This is a genomic window from Paenibacillus albidus, assembly GCF_014644435.1.
GTDB classification, from domain to species: Bacteria; Bacillota; Bacilli; order Paenibacillales; family Paenibacillaceae; genus Paenibacillus_AQ; species Paenibacillus_AQ albidus.
The window spans coordinates 136560-152912 of record NZ_BMKR01000013.1 but is presented as its reverse complement, the minus strand read 5'-3'; the positions used below and the strand labels follow the sequence as shown (position 1 = coordinate 152912).

Annotated in this window: 13 protein-coding genes and 1 pseudogene; 3 read left to right on the top strand and 11 right to left on the bottom strand. The window is 46.9% G+C overall.

Features of this window, described 5'->3' with window-relative positions; all coding sequences use genetic code 11:
- Window positions 1-42: 42 nt before the first annotated feature.
- The 3 genes from IEY53_RS17175 to IEY53_RS17165 all read right to left on the bottom strand — a co-directional run bounded on the left by IEY53_RS17175 (window position 43) and on the right by IEY53_RS17165 (window position 3453).
- Complete coding sequence (locus IEY53_RS17175; RefSeq protein WP_189027029.1) at window positions 43-834, bottom strand: (2Fe-2S)-binding protein; 792 nt, start codon at window positions 832-834, stop codon at window positions 43-45.
- On the bottom strand, window positions 831-1832 hold the full coding sequence (locus IEY53_RS17170; protein WP_189027028.1) for an ABC transporter substrate-binding protein: 1002 nt from the start codon (window positions 1830-1832) through the stop codon (window positions 831-833). The genes IEY53_RS17175 and IEY53_RS17170 overlap by 4 nt, the downstream gene beginning before the upstream one ends.
- Before the next feature lie 79 nt (window positions 1833-1911).
- Window positions 1912-3453, bottom strand: coding sequence for an ABC transporter substrate-binding protein (locus IEY53_RS17165; protein WP_189027026.1), 1542 nt, complete (start codon window positions 3451-3453; stop codon window positions 1912-1914).
- 231 nt (window positions 3454-3684) lie between these two features.
- Between IEY53_RS17165 and IEY53_RS17160 the strand changes: the two genes are divergently transcribed.
- Window positions 3685-4050, top strand: coding sequence for a VOC family protein (locus IEY53_RS17160; RefSeq protein WP_189027024.1), 366 nt, complete (start codon window positions 3685-3687; stop codon window positions 4048-4050).
- A gap of 91 nt (window positions 4051-4141) precedes the next feature.
- Here IEY53_RS17160 and IEY53_RS17155 read toward each other — a convergent pair whose 3' ends face one another.
- The 3 genes from IEY53_RS17155 to IEY53_RS17145 all read right to left on the bottom strand — a co-directional run bounded on the left by IEY53_RS17155 (window position 4142) and on the right by IEY53_RS17145 (window position 5760).
- Window positions 4142-4564: a DUF3995 domain-containing protein gene (locus IEY53_RS17155; protein WP_189027023.1), complete on the bottom strand. Its 423-nt coding sequence runs from the start codon at window positions 4562-4564 to the stop codon at window positions 4142-4144.
- Window positions 4565-4704: 140 nt separating this feature from the next.
- Entirely contained in the window at window positions 4705-5217 is a 513-nt protein-coding gene (locus tag IEY53_RS17150) for a TetR/AcrR family transcriptional regulator (RefSeq protein WP_189027021.1), read from the bottom strand.
- 246 nt (window positions 5218-5463) lie between these two features.
- Window positions 5464-5760, bottom strand: coding sequence for an RQC-minor-1 family DNA-binding protein (locus tag IEY53_RS17145; protein WP_268240784.1), 297 nt, complete (start codon window positions 5758-5760; stop codon window positions 5464-5466).
- Window positions 5761-6027: 267 nt separating this feature from the next.
- On the opposite strand from IEY53_RS17145, the pseudogene IEY53_RS17140 reads away from it, so the two are divergent.
- Window positions 6028-6468 (top strand): annotated as a pseudogene (locus IEY53_RS17140) (hypothetical protein).
- A gap of 501 nt (window positions 6469-6969) precedes the next feature.
- Here IEY53_RS17140 and IEY53_RS17135 read toward each other — a convergent pair.
- Together IEY53_RS17135 and IEY53_RS17130 are read right to left on the bottom strand one after the other, a co-directional pair.
- Window positions 6970-7800, bottom strand: coding sequence for an amidohydrolase family protein (locus IEY53_RS17135; RefSeq protein ID WP_189027017.1), 831 nt, complete (start codon window positions 7798-7800; stop codon window positions 6970-6972).
- A gap of 3 nt (window positions 7801-7803) precedes the next feature.
- Window positions 7804-9693 (bottom strand): ADP-ribosylglycohydrolase family protein, encoded by a 1890-nt coding sequence (locus tag IEY53_RS17130; RefSeq protein ID WP_189027015.1) that lies wholly within the window; start codon window positions 9691-9693, stop codon window positions 7804-7806.
- Window positions 9694-9810: 117 nt separating this feature from the next.
- Here IEY53_RS17130 and IEY53_RS17125 point away from each other — a divergent pair, with 117 nt between their 5' ends.
- A complete protein-coding gene (locus IEY53_RS17125) occupies window positions 9811-10701 on the top strand; it encodes an AraC family transcriptional regulator (protein WP_189027013.1) in 891 nt (296 codons plus the stop codon).
- A gap of 20 nt (window positions 10702-10721) precedes the next feature.
- Here IEY53_RS17125 and IEY53_RS35150 read toward each other — a convergent pair whose 3' ends face one another.
- From IEY53_RS35150 to IEY53_RS17100, 3 genes are read right to left on the bottom strand one after another with little or no spacing between them, the layout of a single operon-like run.
- Window positions 10722-14921 carry an Ig-like domain-containing protein gene (locus IEY53_RS35150; protein WP_229696201.1) on the bottom strand — a complete coding sequence of 1400 codons (4200 nt, stop codon included), beginning with the start codon at window positions 14919-14921 and terminating at the stop codon, window positions 10722-10724.
- 59 nt (window positions 14922-14980) lie between these two features.
- The gene (locus tag IEY53_RS17105; RefSeq protein ID WP_189027011.1) at window positions 14981-15601 is read right to left on the bottom strand and encodes an ABC transporter permease family protein; all 621 of its coding nucleotides are present in this window, start codon (window positions 15599-15601) and stop codon (window positions 14981-14983) included.
- A gap of 50 nt (window positions 15602-15651) precedes the next feature.
- A complete protein-coding gene (locus tag IEY53_RS17100) occupies window positions 15652-16329 on the bottom strand; it encodes a GntR family transcriptional regulator (protein ID WP_189027009.1) in 678 nt (225 codons plus the stop codon).
- Window positions 16330-16353 lie beyond the last annotated feature (24 nt).

Genomic DNA, 16353 nt, shown 5'->3' with positions numbered 1-16353 from the left:
ACCAAACGTCCGCGGTAATGGAGCTAAGAATGGCTTCCGGCTTCAGGAATCCAACAGCCGCCATCGCTCCTCTGGGGATAGCTTGGGACATGTGCTGCAATACTCTTCTGCATCAGGCCCAATCCTGATCCGGTAGGCCAGGCAGCAATAAGTACGCAGATAAAAGGGACGGCCCTGCAGCTTCGGATGCTCATATCGGAGGAACCGCATAGATAATTCGTCAGGCTTCTCCGGCTGAAACAGTGTATTATAATCCTGGCTGATGATCCGGCCCCGATCCTCCGAGTCCCAAAGTCCGCTGTCCGTGTGCAGCCTTCCATACAGATTACGCAAATTATGCGAGACCAGCGACCACATGACTTTTTCCTTGGCTCCCGTATAACTTGATACAGCCAGGAACACCTGCCGCAAATGTTCCAACAGGTGTTCCAAATATTTGGCAAGGCAGGCCTGACGGGCTCCCGTATCGTTAACAAGGAACTTGCCTGAGGCTGCCATCTCCGCTTCATACTGCATGGCCCCTCCGTCAGTTGGCCTGAACCGCAAAGTGCCGGGCAGCAGAGACATTGGAGTGTCAAACAGGCTGATGGAGGCGACCAGCCCCATAATCAACACCGAATATCTCTTGGCAAACAGGGTTCCGACCACAAGTCCTTCGGGCTCACCAAGCTGAATCGACTGCTCACGGATGATTAATGGGAGTTTCGCTTCATCCAATAGATCTTCTGTACTGTAAGGAAAAGAAATACTCCGATTCTCCGTGACAGTAACGGCAAAATGCTGCTGCAAAAAAACTTTCATCCACTGGTTGTCAAAAGGTTGAACACCACTCATTGATCCATCCATGCCATTATTTCATCAATAATCTCACCTCGGCCAATAACCCCCCAGCCCTTGAAGAGCCAGAAGGAATCTGTCTCATGGACCCTTCCATCCTGTACGGCGGGGATGTCTTTCCACAGGGCGCTATCCTGCATGTTGTCCAAAAAATCACGGCCATTCGAATCCACCTCAAGGACGATAAAGTCTGCCCCCAGCTCCGGCGTTTTCTCCAAAGATAAATCCTCTCTTTGCTCTTCCGGCGTAAGTGCTGCAGGTTCGAATCCGAGATCCTGGTAGAGCAAAGCATTGGTCGGATGACCTTTTTGTGCATAAATTTGGAGTGTCTTTTCGCGTACACGGAGGTAGGCAAGGAGTTTGTTATCCAACGCCTTGATCTTCTCACTTGCTTGGACAGTTTTCTGTTCCAGTTCGGCGATCTTCTCCTTCGCCAAATCCGTCTTGTCATACATCTCCGCGATCGTTAGCAAATCCTTGGTCCAAAAGGAAGTATCATTGCCATAATCGAGCCATTCATTTCCAAGAACAATGGTAGGAGCTATTTTGTTCAGTTTCTCATACGTATTCTCGGCCGTCCGGCTCTCAATAAGAATAACATCCGGCTCAAGCTCGACAATAGCTTCCAGGTTGGGGCTATCCGCCGAACCTACACTTTGCACACCTTCCAGCATGTCAGAAAGATAGGGGAGGTAGTCTCCTCCGTACCGAACCTCGGTGTTCACACCGTAAGGCTTCTCTCCGATAGTCAGCAAATGATCTATGTATGCTGCCGAGAGAACAACGATCTTCTCAATTTTTGACGGAATCACTGCTTCTCCCTTGAGATGGGCAATCGTGCGTGTGCCCGGCTCGGTGGCCTGTTGATCCCGGGTTTGGGAAGCTGCGGGACTCTGCTCTTCGGAGGCTGGTTGTCCCGCTGTATTGCTGCAGGCTGCCAGAATCAGCAGGAGAACGGCAATGACCATGCCGTGGATGGATCTCATTCTATACATTTATTTCTATTCTCCTTTGCACCATTAAATAATAATAATAATCATTATCATAGGAGAACGATGCACACTTTACAATGGATTAAAACCCTCTGTTGGCATGGATAATTCTATCATCCTGAATACCTATCCAGGTTGCAATATAAGACATGGCCCACATTCTGCCTGAAGGTCCAAGTGTTTTGAACAGCAGATCTCCGGCATCGTACACCCGGGACTGCTTCACTGCATCCAGTGAAGACCACTCTCTGGATGACAGCAGCATTTCCAGTCGTCTTCTCGATTCCAAGGTAGGGTCGGCAGCCAAAAAGATGTAACCCGGGTTATATTTCGGAAGCTCATTAATCTGAAAATCCACTGCCCCAGTCTGTTCAGGATACGAGATGGGCGGGCTTAGTCCAAGATCTCTGTACAGGAGTGTTCCTGTCTGATTGGAGGCACCGTACAGGCGGTAGAATTCGGAGCTGACTCTAATAAAAGAAACCGTTGGCATCACGTCTCGTTCTTTAAGCCTCGATCTAAGGTGGTGTTTGTACTCAGCGTAGCTATTCATCCAGTCATCAGCCTGTTGCTCTCTGCCCAGAATACGGGACAACCGGGACAACTGCTGCTCATAATTATCGGTATGCTTAAGGACTACAGTGGGTGCAATGGAATCTAACGCCTCGCTTGGTGACAGGCGGTCGCTCCCAATAATCAGATCAGGCCTCACTTGTGCCAGTTCCTCATAATTTAATCGGGAACCGTTCAGGCGGACAATCTCCTGTTCTAGCACACCTAGATGGGGAATGGCATAATTTCTTGACACCCGCTCCCGGTAAGACAGCGCAGCCACCGGTTTCAGTCCAAGCGTCATCAAGTAATCATCCAGTCCATAATAAAGAACAGCGATACGGATATGACTGTTTTTCAGATAGCTGGCCGGTGCCACCCCTTCCGATTTTTTGAACACCCGGCTAAAATAATGCTCGTCCTTGTAGCCTACTTCCTTGGCTATCTGCTTGACTCGTTCGGATGAAAACAGCAGCTGCTTGGCTTTTTTCATACGTTCCTGCAGTAAATATGCCATAGGTGTCTTTTCTGTATACTGTTTGAAAGCTCTGATAAAATGATTTGTGCTTAGCCCTGCCATTAGAGCCAGTTGCCCAACTTTAAGTTCTTTGTTGTAGTTGGTCTTCATGTAGGCCAGTACAATGTCCATTCCTACAGCCGTGTGCTGTGCGGTGCTCTCTCTTTGATGAAGAAGCACAACAAGCAGCTGCTGCAGCCGGTACTTTGCTCGCATGATATCTTCCAATCCGGCGGTGCGGTCCAATACTGTCATTTGATGCATGATCTCCATAGCCCGTGGATTGCCGGAGGCTCCAAGCTTCCCGCTAACCGGGAATATCGGAGGGTGAAGTCCCATGTGCCTGCGGTCATTCCGAAGCTGCATACAGGAGAAGAAAATGATCATGTAATGCACAGGTGCTGTAGTCAGAGCTTTGCCTTCCACAGCCATCCCCGGCAACAATAAAAAGAAGTCCCCTTTACTCGCCGTAAGCGGCACTCCATTGAGGATAAGTTGCCCTTTACCCTCTGTTACATAACACAATGCATACCGGTGAAGGGTCCTTCCGGGCAAAGACGCCCCTTCTGCATTCCTGCAGAAATAGCTGTGCACGCTTGAAAAAAACAAGCGCTCTAGCCTAAGAGATGATTGCTGAATAATGGATAACACGCGTTCCTCCCCTTTCTGCCGGGCTCCCCTTTGTATTATACGATAATGCTCCCCCCTCCTCACTGTTCCAGTGAAAAATAGCGTATAATGAGCAAAATAGAATATTATATATCCAAAAATAGGGGGATTAAAATCATGAAATTGAGCCTGAATTGGATTACGCTTAGGGTGCGCGATTTGGAGGTGTCCCTTAATTTTTATCACAGCATTCTGGGGCTTCCGGTTGACCGCAGATTTGAGAGCAGAGGAAGACAGATTGTCATGTTAGGCACGGAGGGACAGCCCAAGATTGAGCTTATTCAAGGAACCGACCTGGCTCTGAAGCCGGAATGCGGCGTTTCCGTTGGGTTCGAGGTGGAGTCACTGGATGAGGCAATGGACAATTTTAAAAGCCAGGGCATCCAGGTAGCGCGCGGACCGGTCACGCCGAATCCCCGGCTGCGGTTCTTTTATGTGCTGGACCCGGACGGCTTCGAGGTGCAGATAGCGGAGCACAGCTAGAGAGAAACAGACCGCCCTCTCGCAAAGGATGCGGTCTATTTCGCCGACCTCTTAGCTCCTCCGTACCTTCTCTTTGCAGGATCAGCTTGCTTCAAAACAAAAGAACCGTACAGGTTAACCCGAAATACAAACAAAGCGGACTATAGAACCATGTATCATTTCTCGCGAATACAGTATGTTTTACTTTCTTGAAAAATCCTATATATCTAAAGTCACCAACTGCCCGAAGAAAGAAAACAGAAGCGCAAACGATACACCCACTTCTTGTAATGGGATTTGCTACAAAGTAGTTTATATAACCGCCCTGAATCAGAAGGATAAAGCAGACAATTAGAAGGAGCATCGCCACAAAGAGTGTACCCAGCTTCCCAGGAACAAAAGCAGCTTTATACTCTCCCGCTTTCGAAGGTATGACCGCATAAACACCCCATCGACCCCCATACGCCCAATAGACATGTACAATACTGATTACAGCTAAAAGACTTACTGTTGATAATGTCATAACGGATTCCATTCGAACTCCTCCACAGTCAATTTATTTATCCTTGCTTAGAAGTCCTACAAGGGTTTCAAATATATAAACATACGTTTCCGTATGTTTATATATTTTTTATGTCCCTGTGGGTCGTGCAACCACATCAGAGACATGCGTAATCATATATTTAATAAAATCTCAAACATTTTTTCTATATCAAAATGGGTATTGGCCTCGAACCGAGTCATCCACCCTACGTAAGTTAAATAGGTGAGTCTAGCCCTGTCTGTTGCCTCTGAAGGCTTCAGCCCCCTCCCTTGATAGAGTTTGGAAATACAATTAATTCTTTGTTCCTCAATATCAACTAAACGGGAAGCCACGCTAGGGTCATGTTTGGCCCAGGCATAAATGCCAATCTCAATTTTCTTATCCCGATTGATACTAATGTGAAGCAACTGTTCCAATGAGGAATTATCTTGTTCTATACTATGAATGATCCGTTTGGTTGCATAATCTTCCCAATAATCCATCATGGAATCCAGAAGTTCTTTACGGTCCCGAAAGTAGTGGTAAAAACTTCCTTTGCTTATTTTCAGCGTCCGGGCAAGTATTTCGACACGAACTTCATGTATTCCAGCTTCGGCTAACTTATTTAATCCAGCTTTTACCCAGTCTTCCCTGGTTAATTGCATGATCCACCCCTAGATACGGCAGCGTATGTTTTCATTAGATTACTTTACAGTTTTTATTTTGTCAATAGAGTGACAGAAACACAACTGCTTGCTGTGCGAAAATTCTCCGTCCTTTTAAGATAACCGCTGCGAGGTTCCGTGACTTGGGGAATTGTAGCTCTTTCGGCTATCGGTGCAAGCTTGGGGATTTTCTGCGGAATACATCAGTACCTCACCGCGAATTCTCATAACGGAATAGCCGGTGAATCAGACAAAAGTCTCACGTTCGATAGCCCACCCTTTATCCGAATAAACAATCATGGGTAATCTGTCGTCATATTCAATTTCCAGATACCCCTTGAGGATCATCCAGTCTATTCGGTGCATGATATCTTCCAACTTCAAATCCCGATAATAACCGTAGACTGGAGAGAGTTGAAGCTCATGCTTCAGGATGCGCTTGTCTTTGGAGCCTTTCAGAATTTTGGCCAGCAGGTTTCTCCCTCCGGTCATGATCAGTTCTTCTGCTGCACGAAGGATGGCTTTGATCTCTTGCTCTTCCAGACTCCTAATATCGCTCGCTTTTCCTCCTTAGCCGATTAAATCTCACTGTATAAATACATTACCATTCTGCCAAATAAGTTGTAAATAATCTTACTACGAAGTTATCCGGTGGACCGGGCTATCCTAGAGCAGATCAAATTCCCTACTTCTGAATAAAAAATCGAGCTCACTTTATAGTCCGCGATATAATAGGAATCACAGGCTGCTTAAATACAATATCCACTGAATCGATTTCAGAGGGCATTGTATTGAAGGAGGAGCATGGCGATGTCGCGATTCGAGCAGCAGTACGGGAAATGGTTAAAGAGCAATCTGGAGAATGAGAGTAACCACCGGCGAAGGGAGTTGCTTGGCAAAGGATTAGGTCACGGAACATTTGAATTTCTCCGCACGGTGTGGTTCCCGCCAATCGGGAATTTGGATCATCTGTTTCCGGAATGGGAAGTGCGCGATTTCAATAACGGCTACCGCTATCTGGATTTGGCTTATATTCCTGGAGGGGTCAAAGGCGGGATTGAGATTCAAGGACCGAGACTCTGCGTTTCGCAAGGCGCCTGCTCAGGGCATTCACACCCTTGGAACTTGCGCAACATCTCAAAGGTTACCGATAGACATACCAGGCGAATATTACATCAATTGGTCGGACAGCAGCTTTTGGATATCGCGAGTGGACAGCACCGCAATCGTACGTACCAGCTAAGAGTGTAACTAAACATCTAATCGTTGTCTTAGGGATGAAAGAACAATGCGAATTGCAACGGACCGAGGAGCTCTTATTATCAAAAATAGCAGGTATTCGCCAAGCAATCGGACTCCAATACAGCTATTCACTGCCCTTCACCCGAAATATGCTTGGTGCAGAGTCAATAAGCGCGGTATGGTCCGTTAGCCCGGCTAAATACACCAAATAGAGAAAATAGGGGCTGTACGGTCCGTAGTAGTCATGAGTAGTGCCTGGAGGAAACCGAAACCAAGCAGCGAAAGCAGAATTTTGGAATAGACCTTTGGATTCCCAACTCCCTGATTTGTCAATACTTCAGTTAAATCTTATTAGTCCTTGTTGCCGTTGTCCATCGGGCTTTTCTAAAGCCATCTGTTGGCAGCAGTTTTTGGCAAAAGGAACCCAGCCAACTTGGCTGAATTCCCTGTTTTCAGGATGTTTCCGCGGCTATCCATCTCATCACGGCACCCTCGATTACCGGTCTGCAATTAATGCAAATCATAAAATCGTTTTGCATTGCCTCCAAAGAAGGCATCATTATCGTACTGGGACAAGTTAGGAGGGAGAGCCCTGAGCAAAGCGTCATAAACCTCTTTGTAACTGCAAGTCGCTAAACAAACAGGCCAATCGCTCCCGAACATGATCCGATCTGTACCAAACACTTCTACGACATGGTGCACATAGGGGACTAAGTCCTCCCAGCTCCATGTTTGTTGGTTCGCTTCCGTGACCAGACCGGACAGCTTGCACATCACATTAGGGTAGGCAGCCATTTCGGTCATTTGCATCTTCCAAGGATCCATGGATTTCTCTTCGATAAAAGGTTTGGCCGCGTGGTTTATCACTCCCCTGAGGTTTGGAAACACACGTAGTACCTCCAGCATATAAGGGAGATGGCGTGGCCTAAGCTGTAAATCAATCGGACATTCATCTCTGACTGCCAACTCCAGATTTGTCATGACCTGAGTCTGAAGAATCCATTGGTCAGGTAAATCCTGCAGCATCGGCCGAAACCCGATAAACCCTTGATGTTGGCGGAATTTGGCGTATTGCTCTCCAAATTCCGGCGAATCCAGATCCAGCCAGCCGACGACCCCGGCAATGCTGTCATACTTTTCATACAATGAAAGCATGAATTCAGTTTCCTCTAGCGTGGGGGCAGCTTGCACTACAATCGTCCGTTCAAAGCGATTAACTGCCAGCGTCTCATGCAGCTGCTCGGGTAAATAGTCCGCATATAAAACACCCTGTTCCGGAGTCAGCCAACCGTAGTCTCCACGCTCTGTTTTCCAATAATGCTGATGCGCATCGATTCTCATATTTCACCCCAGCAGAATATCCGTGTAGTAATAGTAAGGACCAGGTGATGTTGTGTCGTGAAGTGCTACCGGCAAGATGTACACCTCCAGAGGACAGCCATTTCTGATAGCTTCTACTTCTATCTGATGGCTTCCGGCTTCTAACGTTAACTCCACCCATTGTTCTTGAGGCGCGCGATGATACGCCGGCATGAATTCCAACGTTTCATTGCACTCAATCACGATCTGTCCGTTCAACTTCAACGTTACAGGACTATTCGCAGCTGCAATAAGTCGAAGCTTCCGTTCGACCGGGTTAGTGAGCGTCGTTTGCGCCCGGTAAACTCCGTCTGCTGGCAACCGAACAGAGTTTAACCCAAGAGCCTTCTCCCACTCCACTCGATTCCCTGGGACATACATCTCTTTTCCCGCTCCGCCATCTGGCCCCCAAACCATCCATCTGGATGAGCTGACTAATGCGAAAGTTACTTTCTGAACAGCCCATACCGCGTGGTCATGACTTCGTGTCCAGCGAAAAGCAAGCTCATGGCTTGCGGCTGCAACCGCCCCAGCCAAGATTTCCGTGTCCCACTGGAAGGATTCGTCTGGCTGCAGGCTAATCTCCAGCGGTGTCGGCCCCTCCCATCCTGAAGGCAGATCTAAAGCGATTTTTCCATAAATTGGGGTAAGCGAACGGTTCGTCAACGTAAACTGCAGTACCTTCCTTTGACCCACTCCGATGGCTGGGCCATCCGTTCCGAAGTCGATGGATAACTCAGCATCCGGACAGCTTTTAGTTCCCTGCGGCAGCAAGTAAAGATTGGACGTCACCTTTCGCTCCCAAAGCTCCCTGATCGTTTTATCCGCTTCTCCCGCAGCCCCCAATCGGTTCCAGGAAGTCGGAAGGTCAGGATGCACTATAATCCCGGTATTCCAAGCGGCAAGAATCTGTTTGCCCATAAGGATCGTGCGGCGGGTCAGCTCATCCAAATTCTTAGGCGCAGGGAATCCTTTAATCGGAGGACTGACAACGACTCGGTCACCAACCGGCTTCACCCATTTGGCAGGCAAGCCTTCCGGTCCAAGCAGCATTCCCAGTATCGCGCCCAGTGTTGCTGCTGTACAATCCGTGTCGTAACCGCAGTTGACGGCTTTCAGAATAGCGTCTTCAAAATCTGTACCATACAACCATCCAAGGATCGTAAATGCAATATTTTGTGGAGCATCTGTAAAGTTGTCGCTACCATGGTGCTCCAGAATGAGCAAACGTGTTTCGGTCCAGCTCTTCCCTTCCTGATGCCAACGGAGCAGATCTTTCAGCGCTTTGGCGGTACGGCAATCCTCAGGAATATAGCTCATTCCAATCTCAATCAACCGATCCCGGTCTTTCTCAAAGAAAATAGCGCTTTCCAATGCGGCAAAAAACATTTCACCATATACCCCTTCCCCTCCGGCATGGTCTACAATTGCATCCTGATACGCATAATGTGCCGCAGTTTCCGGCGCTCCGGGTGCCGCCATTGCCCAAATTTCGGAACGAATAGGTGAACCCATACAGTTGTTAAAAGGATTGTTGAACCATCCTGCAACCGGCGCATGTAGACCTCTTCGCAGATTCGTCAGGGCATAACCGTATTCATCAAACGGGAAAAAGATATGCTCCAACCATTCTTGCCCAAGCTCGCGGGCGGTCAATCCCGGACCGTACTGCTCCAAGGCGTGCAGCCACACCAATTGCAGGTCCAAGTCATCGTTCTCTAGCGGACCGTCTGGCAACTCTGGATAAAAGGTCAATTCAAGCAGCTCTTTCACGCCTTCGACAGGTGCTCCAAGCGTTCCCCCGATATTTTTCCCCAGCCATCCTCCGTAAACAATCCGATAGTAATCTTGTTCGTTTAAAATACTTGTATTCATGTGAGAACCTCCGTTGTTTGATATAATAGTGATGATTTTAGTATAGGAGCGGTTCTTTTGTAGTGCCATGTACATAGTTTTGTTTTCATAAGAATAAACATCGGGGGATGTCATGCCATGTATTACTCTCTTTCTCGATTATCTTCGCTAGACGTCAAATGGGCGGATCTTTTCGATGCAAATAGCCTCCATTTCTTCGGCCGGCATCACAATCCGCATTATGAGCTAATCGTTATTGCCGACGGAACGGTACATTTGCAGACTGGCGAAGCACGTATGAGCTTACAAGCTGGGGAGTCACTGCTTATGATGCCTTGGGAGACACATTCCGGATGGAATTCCCATGAAAAACAGGGTCAATTTTTTTGGGTGCAATTTTCCTGTGATCCCTGTCTCAATGAATTCGTGCTGGATCGGGCATCCGAGCTTAATATTGTCCATGCCGAACGGACGGAGCTACGAACTACGGATATCCTTCATGAGGATTTGCTTGTCGTCCCACGTCAGTTTCATTCCTTACAACGTTATAAGCTGCTTGGCTTATTTGAAGATCTGGTGGAGACAATGAAACAACCCAAAGGCTATTTTCGTTTTCATGCCACCTTATTGCTTGGCGAAATACTCCGGCTTATGGCGGGTGATTTTTTGAAGCAAAGCGATTTGGATACGGCTTTCCCCACTTCATACCTCACATTCCGCAAGCTGGTCAATCATTTGAACAATTTTTACGATTCGGATATTTCCAAAGAAACGCTAGAGCGGCTGCTGGATCGAAATTACGAATATCTTTGTCAGGTGTTTAAAAAATATGCTGGAACGAACATCCACAACTACATCCACCAGCTTAAAACCCAACGTGCCAAACACCTGCTGCGCAGTACAGATAAAAGTGTTCAGGAGATTGCAGGTGAAGTCGGATATCCAGACCCTTTTTACTTCAGCCGGATGTTTAAAAAGATCGAAGGCGTCGCACCTCAGCATTATCGGAATAAAGAACCGATGGAGTAGAAAGGTCGCATAAACGCCAATTACGGATTGACAGGTGAAATGACATCCACAATCGTCATGGAGTAAGGCTTCAATTGAATCTCTCCGGTGAAAGCGGGAGATGGCGTCTCTGGTAATGGATTAGCTTGTGGCGCGTCTAACCAACTCGCATTCGGGTTCGTCAGGAACTCAGGTAAAGGATTGGAGCCCCCATATACCCAATTTGGTTTGAGATCCCATCCGGGTATGGAAACGTTGGCAGGGTTCATCGTCCGATTGGCAAAGATGACCTTCTTAATGCCGCTCGCATCACCGAATCCCCATGCACCAACATCAGCAACGTTATAGTAGACATCCGTTGCTATGAACCGCAGCTTTTCATTTTGAACATTACCTTGTACAAGATTGAGCTTGTAATAGCTGCTATTGGAGTTGAGCAAATCTCCCAAAGCTTTAAATACATAATAGTTCGGTAATTCAGCGAGATCTCCACCCGCGTTTTGCTGCACGATACCAAACCCTTGGGGGTCGACCATCGCATGTACGCCCGAAATCGTCACAACACCCGACTCGATCATTTGCAGCACACGTTCCATATTGTGCATCGCAAATGCCGGAGTTTTCATAAATTGCTTGCGTGCCTTTTCGTTAGGATCTTTCTCGCCAAAAATGACGGTTGGAAGTGAAGACCATTCGGTCACCCATATTTCCTTGCCAGAGAATTGGTTTTTCTGAGTAACCAGACCTTCCAATGCACTTTGATTATACGTATACAAGTATTTCATCATTTTGCTGTTCGTTAAATCAAATAAATTGGGAATCGGCGTATACACATGGACGATGATGGCGTCATAGAAACTGCTGTCCGTCATTAGGGTCTGATTCCATAGGGCAACGCGTCCCCCCTGCGTAGCTCCCCAATCCACATCGGGGTCTGGCTGATTATTAGGATCAGCCGCTATCCGGTCTTCCAAATCTTTTGCGACAGCCACAATCCCGATCTTAATGGTTGGATCTATGTCTTTGATTCCCTGATAGATTAATTTGCATTTGGCGATATATTCAGTGACAGACGGGAAGCTTCCATCATTCAAGATGGAGTAAAGCTCGTTCCCCATTTCCACATAGATGGGTTGTGTGGTTTGCTGCTTCATCTGCTGAACTTGTGCCAAGATTTCGTCCACGGACTGAGAGCTTACATTCAACACATAGATATAAGGAACCTCTAAAGTATTGGAGAGATGATAGGAATCCGCCAGATATAAGCCCGGGTACCCGGGCTTTAGATTCACACCCTCTACCGCCCCAACGGTTCGATTCCCATAGAATTGCTGGTATCGCGGATCTTTTGAATTCATGACTGTGCCTTCGTTGTACAAGTAATAATTCGCACCCGTTCCATCGGGTCCACGAACATTTTGAAGCTTGAGGTCCATGCCCAGATTATCAAAGCTTTCCAATTGAAAGTCAGTTACCTTTCCAAGCTTAACCAGTTGTTCGTTATGTGCTCCCAGAAAATAGGGCGGCAGGGCCTTCGGAGTCGGATCAATCGCGAATTCGGCCATGGATACGGTAGGTTCTGGAACCGGATTCACAACAACTTGGGTCGAAGCCAAGAATCCGCTGTCTACTGCAGTAACGGTGATTACCGCTGTCCCTGCAGACAGGGCTTTAATGGCTCTGGATGTACTGGAGCCTCCAACCAAGCTCACCACAGAAGGGTCACTGGAAGTCCATAGGGTAAACGGATTATCGGCATCCGCCGGACTAACCGTGGCTGTAAGTTCCTCAGCTTCACCAACGTAGAGAGATGCAACCAATTTGTTAAGGGCAATTCCTGTAGGCTGGACATATACAACGATATCGCTCTTATCCTGAAAGGAGGAGTCGTACGTTGCAGCGGTAACGACTGTCTGACCTTTCGCTATGGCTGTAACCACTCCCGTCTGGTCTACGGTCGCCACCTGAGTATTGCTTGAAGTCCACACCACATCTTCCCCTGTCGTATTGGTCAGTTGCAGCGGTTCGCTATTTCCACTTGCGATTGCAGTAAGTTTGGTGCTCAAGACAAAGGGCGAGCTTTCATGGTTCCATATTTGTATGTCATCTATAGTAGCCTTCACATTATACGTCGTCAGCTGCACCTTGCCGAATACATAGGAAACATTGGAAATGGCACCCGCATACGTATAATCAGGGTCGGTTGCGCTTTTCACATAAACCTGAACCCAATTATCCAGAGCAACCAGTTTAATATCGTAATCTTCCCCTGTATTAAATGTCGTTGTATACAGCGGCTGCTCTGTGCCGCCTGCTTTGATGTAACTTAACCCGGTACTTCTGATCAGCAGACGTGTATAGTCGGCTTCACTGACATACCTGAACTTCACAGAAATAAAGTTGCCTGCCAGGTCTCCGCCACGGTTAAACCTCATGGAAATCGTTTGGTTCCTCCACGATGTTTCCGTCCCTTTCAATTCGATCAAAGAGGACGCCGTTGAGGTCGAAGAAAGCCGGGAATGATCAACCATCCACGTCCCGTATACAGCTTTCCACACACTCATGCCATGGCTGAAATCGTCCTGGAACTGCAATACTCCGGTAGGATTAATCGGATCCTTGACCACGATTTCACCCTTATCCTGATAGAGACCGTCATAGGTTGCTGCGGTAATGACCGCCTGTCCCCGCGCGAGCGCAGTAACAGCTCCAGTCTGATCTACTGTCGCCACCTGGTTGTCGCTTGAACTCCACACCACACTTTTCCCGGTTGTATTCTTCAACTGGAGTGTTTCGCCAAAGCCCGTATTGTAAGCGCTTAACTTTTTATCCAAAATAAACGGTGAGCTTTCATGGCTCCATATTTGAATGTCATCTAAAGAAGCCTTTACATTGTAAGTTGTCAGTTGTACCTTGCCGGAATTGTAGGAAGCATTGGAAATCGCACCCGCAACGGTGTAATCAGGATCGGCTGCTTTTTTTACATACACTTGCACCAAATCATCCAGAGCAACCAATTTGATATCATAATCCGTTCCTGTGTTGAATGCTGTTTCATAAAAAGACTGCTCCGATCCGCCTGCTTGGATATAACTTAATCCGCTCCCCCTGATCAGCAAACGTGTGTAATCGGCTTCGCTGACGTACCTTAATTTGATCGAAATAAAGTTATCGTTAGAGCTTGTGGCGAGTCGGTTAAACCTCATCGATACCGTCATATTCCTCCATTTGGTATCAGTCCCTTTAGGCTCAAGCAAAGAGGTTGAGGTAGCCGGGGAAATAAGCTGCGAATGATCGATTCCCCATGCTCCGGATACAGCATTCCACAAACTCATGCCGCTACTAAAATCGTCCTGGAACTGCAATCCCCCTGCAGGATCGACCGGGTCCTTCACATAGATATCAAATCCGGCTTGTTCCAGATGGTCAGCCGTAGCAGCCGTAATCGTTACCAGGCCCCTGCTTACAGCAGTTACTACACCATTTTCATCTACGAGTGCCCTCGTCGTGTCACTAGAAGTCCAGACAACGGTTTTCCCGGTTGTATTGATTAGCTGCAAAGCAGATTGACTGCCCAGATTTAATGAAGACAACACGCGTCCATTTGCCATAAAAGCAGAAGACTGCATATTCGATATTTTGACATTATCCAACAGCACCTTGTCGTTAGAGGTTTGGAATTTCAGCTTTCCGTTTTGTACGGGCAATCCTGAAATCATCCCTACGTTCGTGTAATTGGATGCCCCTTCCGTTTTGGCATAGATGGTTGCTGTACTTCCTGATAGCATCATCTTTACATCATAGTTAGTACCCACGGTAAATGTATAACTGGAAAGGTACGACTCCGCAGCTCCATTTAGGGTATAGCTTAATCCCGAAGGTCTGATCAGCAATCCCAAATTGCTGGTGTTGCTCACAAACCTTGTAAAGACTCTTGTAAAACCTCCTCCTGGCGCTTCCACGATTTGGATTCGAAAATCAACAATTTGATCCTGCCAAACGGAATTCGGTCCTTTCGGCTCTATTTCGTTCGTGCTGGACGAGGTAACCCGAAGAGCCCCGTTATCAACAACCCATGATCCTTTTATCCCCTTCCATAACGACATGCCTTCGCTAAAATCGTCTTGAAATTGTAGTACGCCAGTATCTTCAGCGCCAACAGCCAGACTTGCTGGCCCTGGGAATAGCAGCGCAGCTAAAAATATATAAACAATCACACCCAAGAACCCTTTTTTATACATACTGTAAACAGCCTCCTTTATGATTAACAAGCATGTATTGTAAGCGCTTCAATTTAAAGCTAAGCGAAAACAACAAGGTTGTTCCGTGGCGACTTGAACACATTGCAACCAATATTAGACACCACAAGCAGACTACGAAAATATTCCTTGCTGCTCAGCAGGTTGACGGTCACACCTTCATACCCGAAAAAATCAGCGATTTCTTTGATGACTCCGGTGGATGGAGACAAGATAGCAAACAAAATTCCTGAAATAATAATCCATGACACAAAATGAGGCAAGTAAATCGACGTTTGAACGAATTTCTTATACAATTCATGCCGAATTTCGTTCAGCAGAATCGACAAAATAATCGGGACAGGAAACGCAAACACCAGTTGGTATATTGAAATGATAATGGTGTTTTTCAAAGCTCTGTCGAATCCATACATGCCAAACAGCGTTCTGAAATTATCCAGCCCAATCCATTCACTGGCGAAAAAGCCTTGATAGATGTTATATTTTTTAAATGCGAGCAAAATGCCGTACATCGGTACGTAATGGAATACAAGAAAGAACAAAATCCCCGGCACAGCCATGAAATATAATAGCTTGTCTTTTCGGATTTGGGACCACTTTCTTCTCCGTTCCAGCAACTTTGCAGGCTTCTTGAGATTCGTCACCGTTTGATCGTACAACACGCTCATCCCCCTTTTATTGTAAGCGCTTTATTATTTGAGCGGAAAAACATCTAGGCTTTAGATGATTTTCCCGCTTCTTTGAATCTTGCAATCAAATCCCCTTTGGCTTTGATGACATGATCTCTGGTAATGTTTGCAGCAGCTTCCGCATCTCGATTGTTCAAAGCCTCCAGCAGCATCCGATGATCGTTCACAATATCATTCCCCCGGTTCGAACCAAAAATTTGGCGCATGCTGTCAATCAGCCCCCAATGCCGGTCAATAATGCGAATCGCCTCTTCATTTTGCGCCAGATTATTGATGATTTTGTGAAAGCTCTCATTAAGCTTCAAGCATAACAACATATCCCCTTCCTCAGCTGCCTTCTCATATTGCTCTTCAATGGTGACTAGTCTGTTGAAATCGCTATCATTCATGTTAGGAACAGCGTTGCGAACTAACATCGTTTCAATGGCCATTCGGATATCGTACATGTCAGATACGAACTTCTCATTCACTTCCCGTACGCTTGCTCCTTTATGAGGCAGCAGGTTAACGAGCCCTTCTCCTTGCAGCTGTTGGAGTGCTTCCCGAATCGGCATCTGACTAACTCCGTAACGATTGGATAAATCGACGATCCGCAAGCGTACGCCTGATTTGAATACACCCGATAAAATATCTTCGCGCAATTTATCCCTTACACGTGAGTAAGTCGTTTCATTTAAAGCTGACTCCGGTGTTACATTCATCATTTTATCCCCTCTGTAATCTTT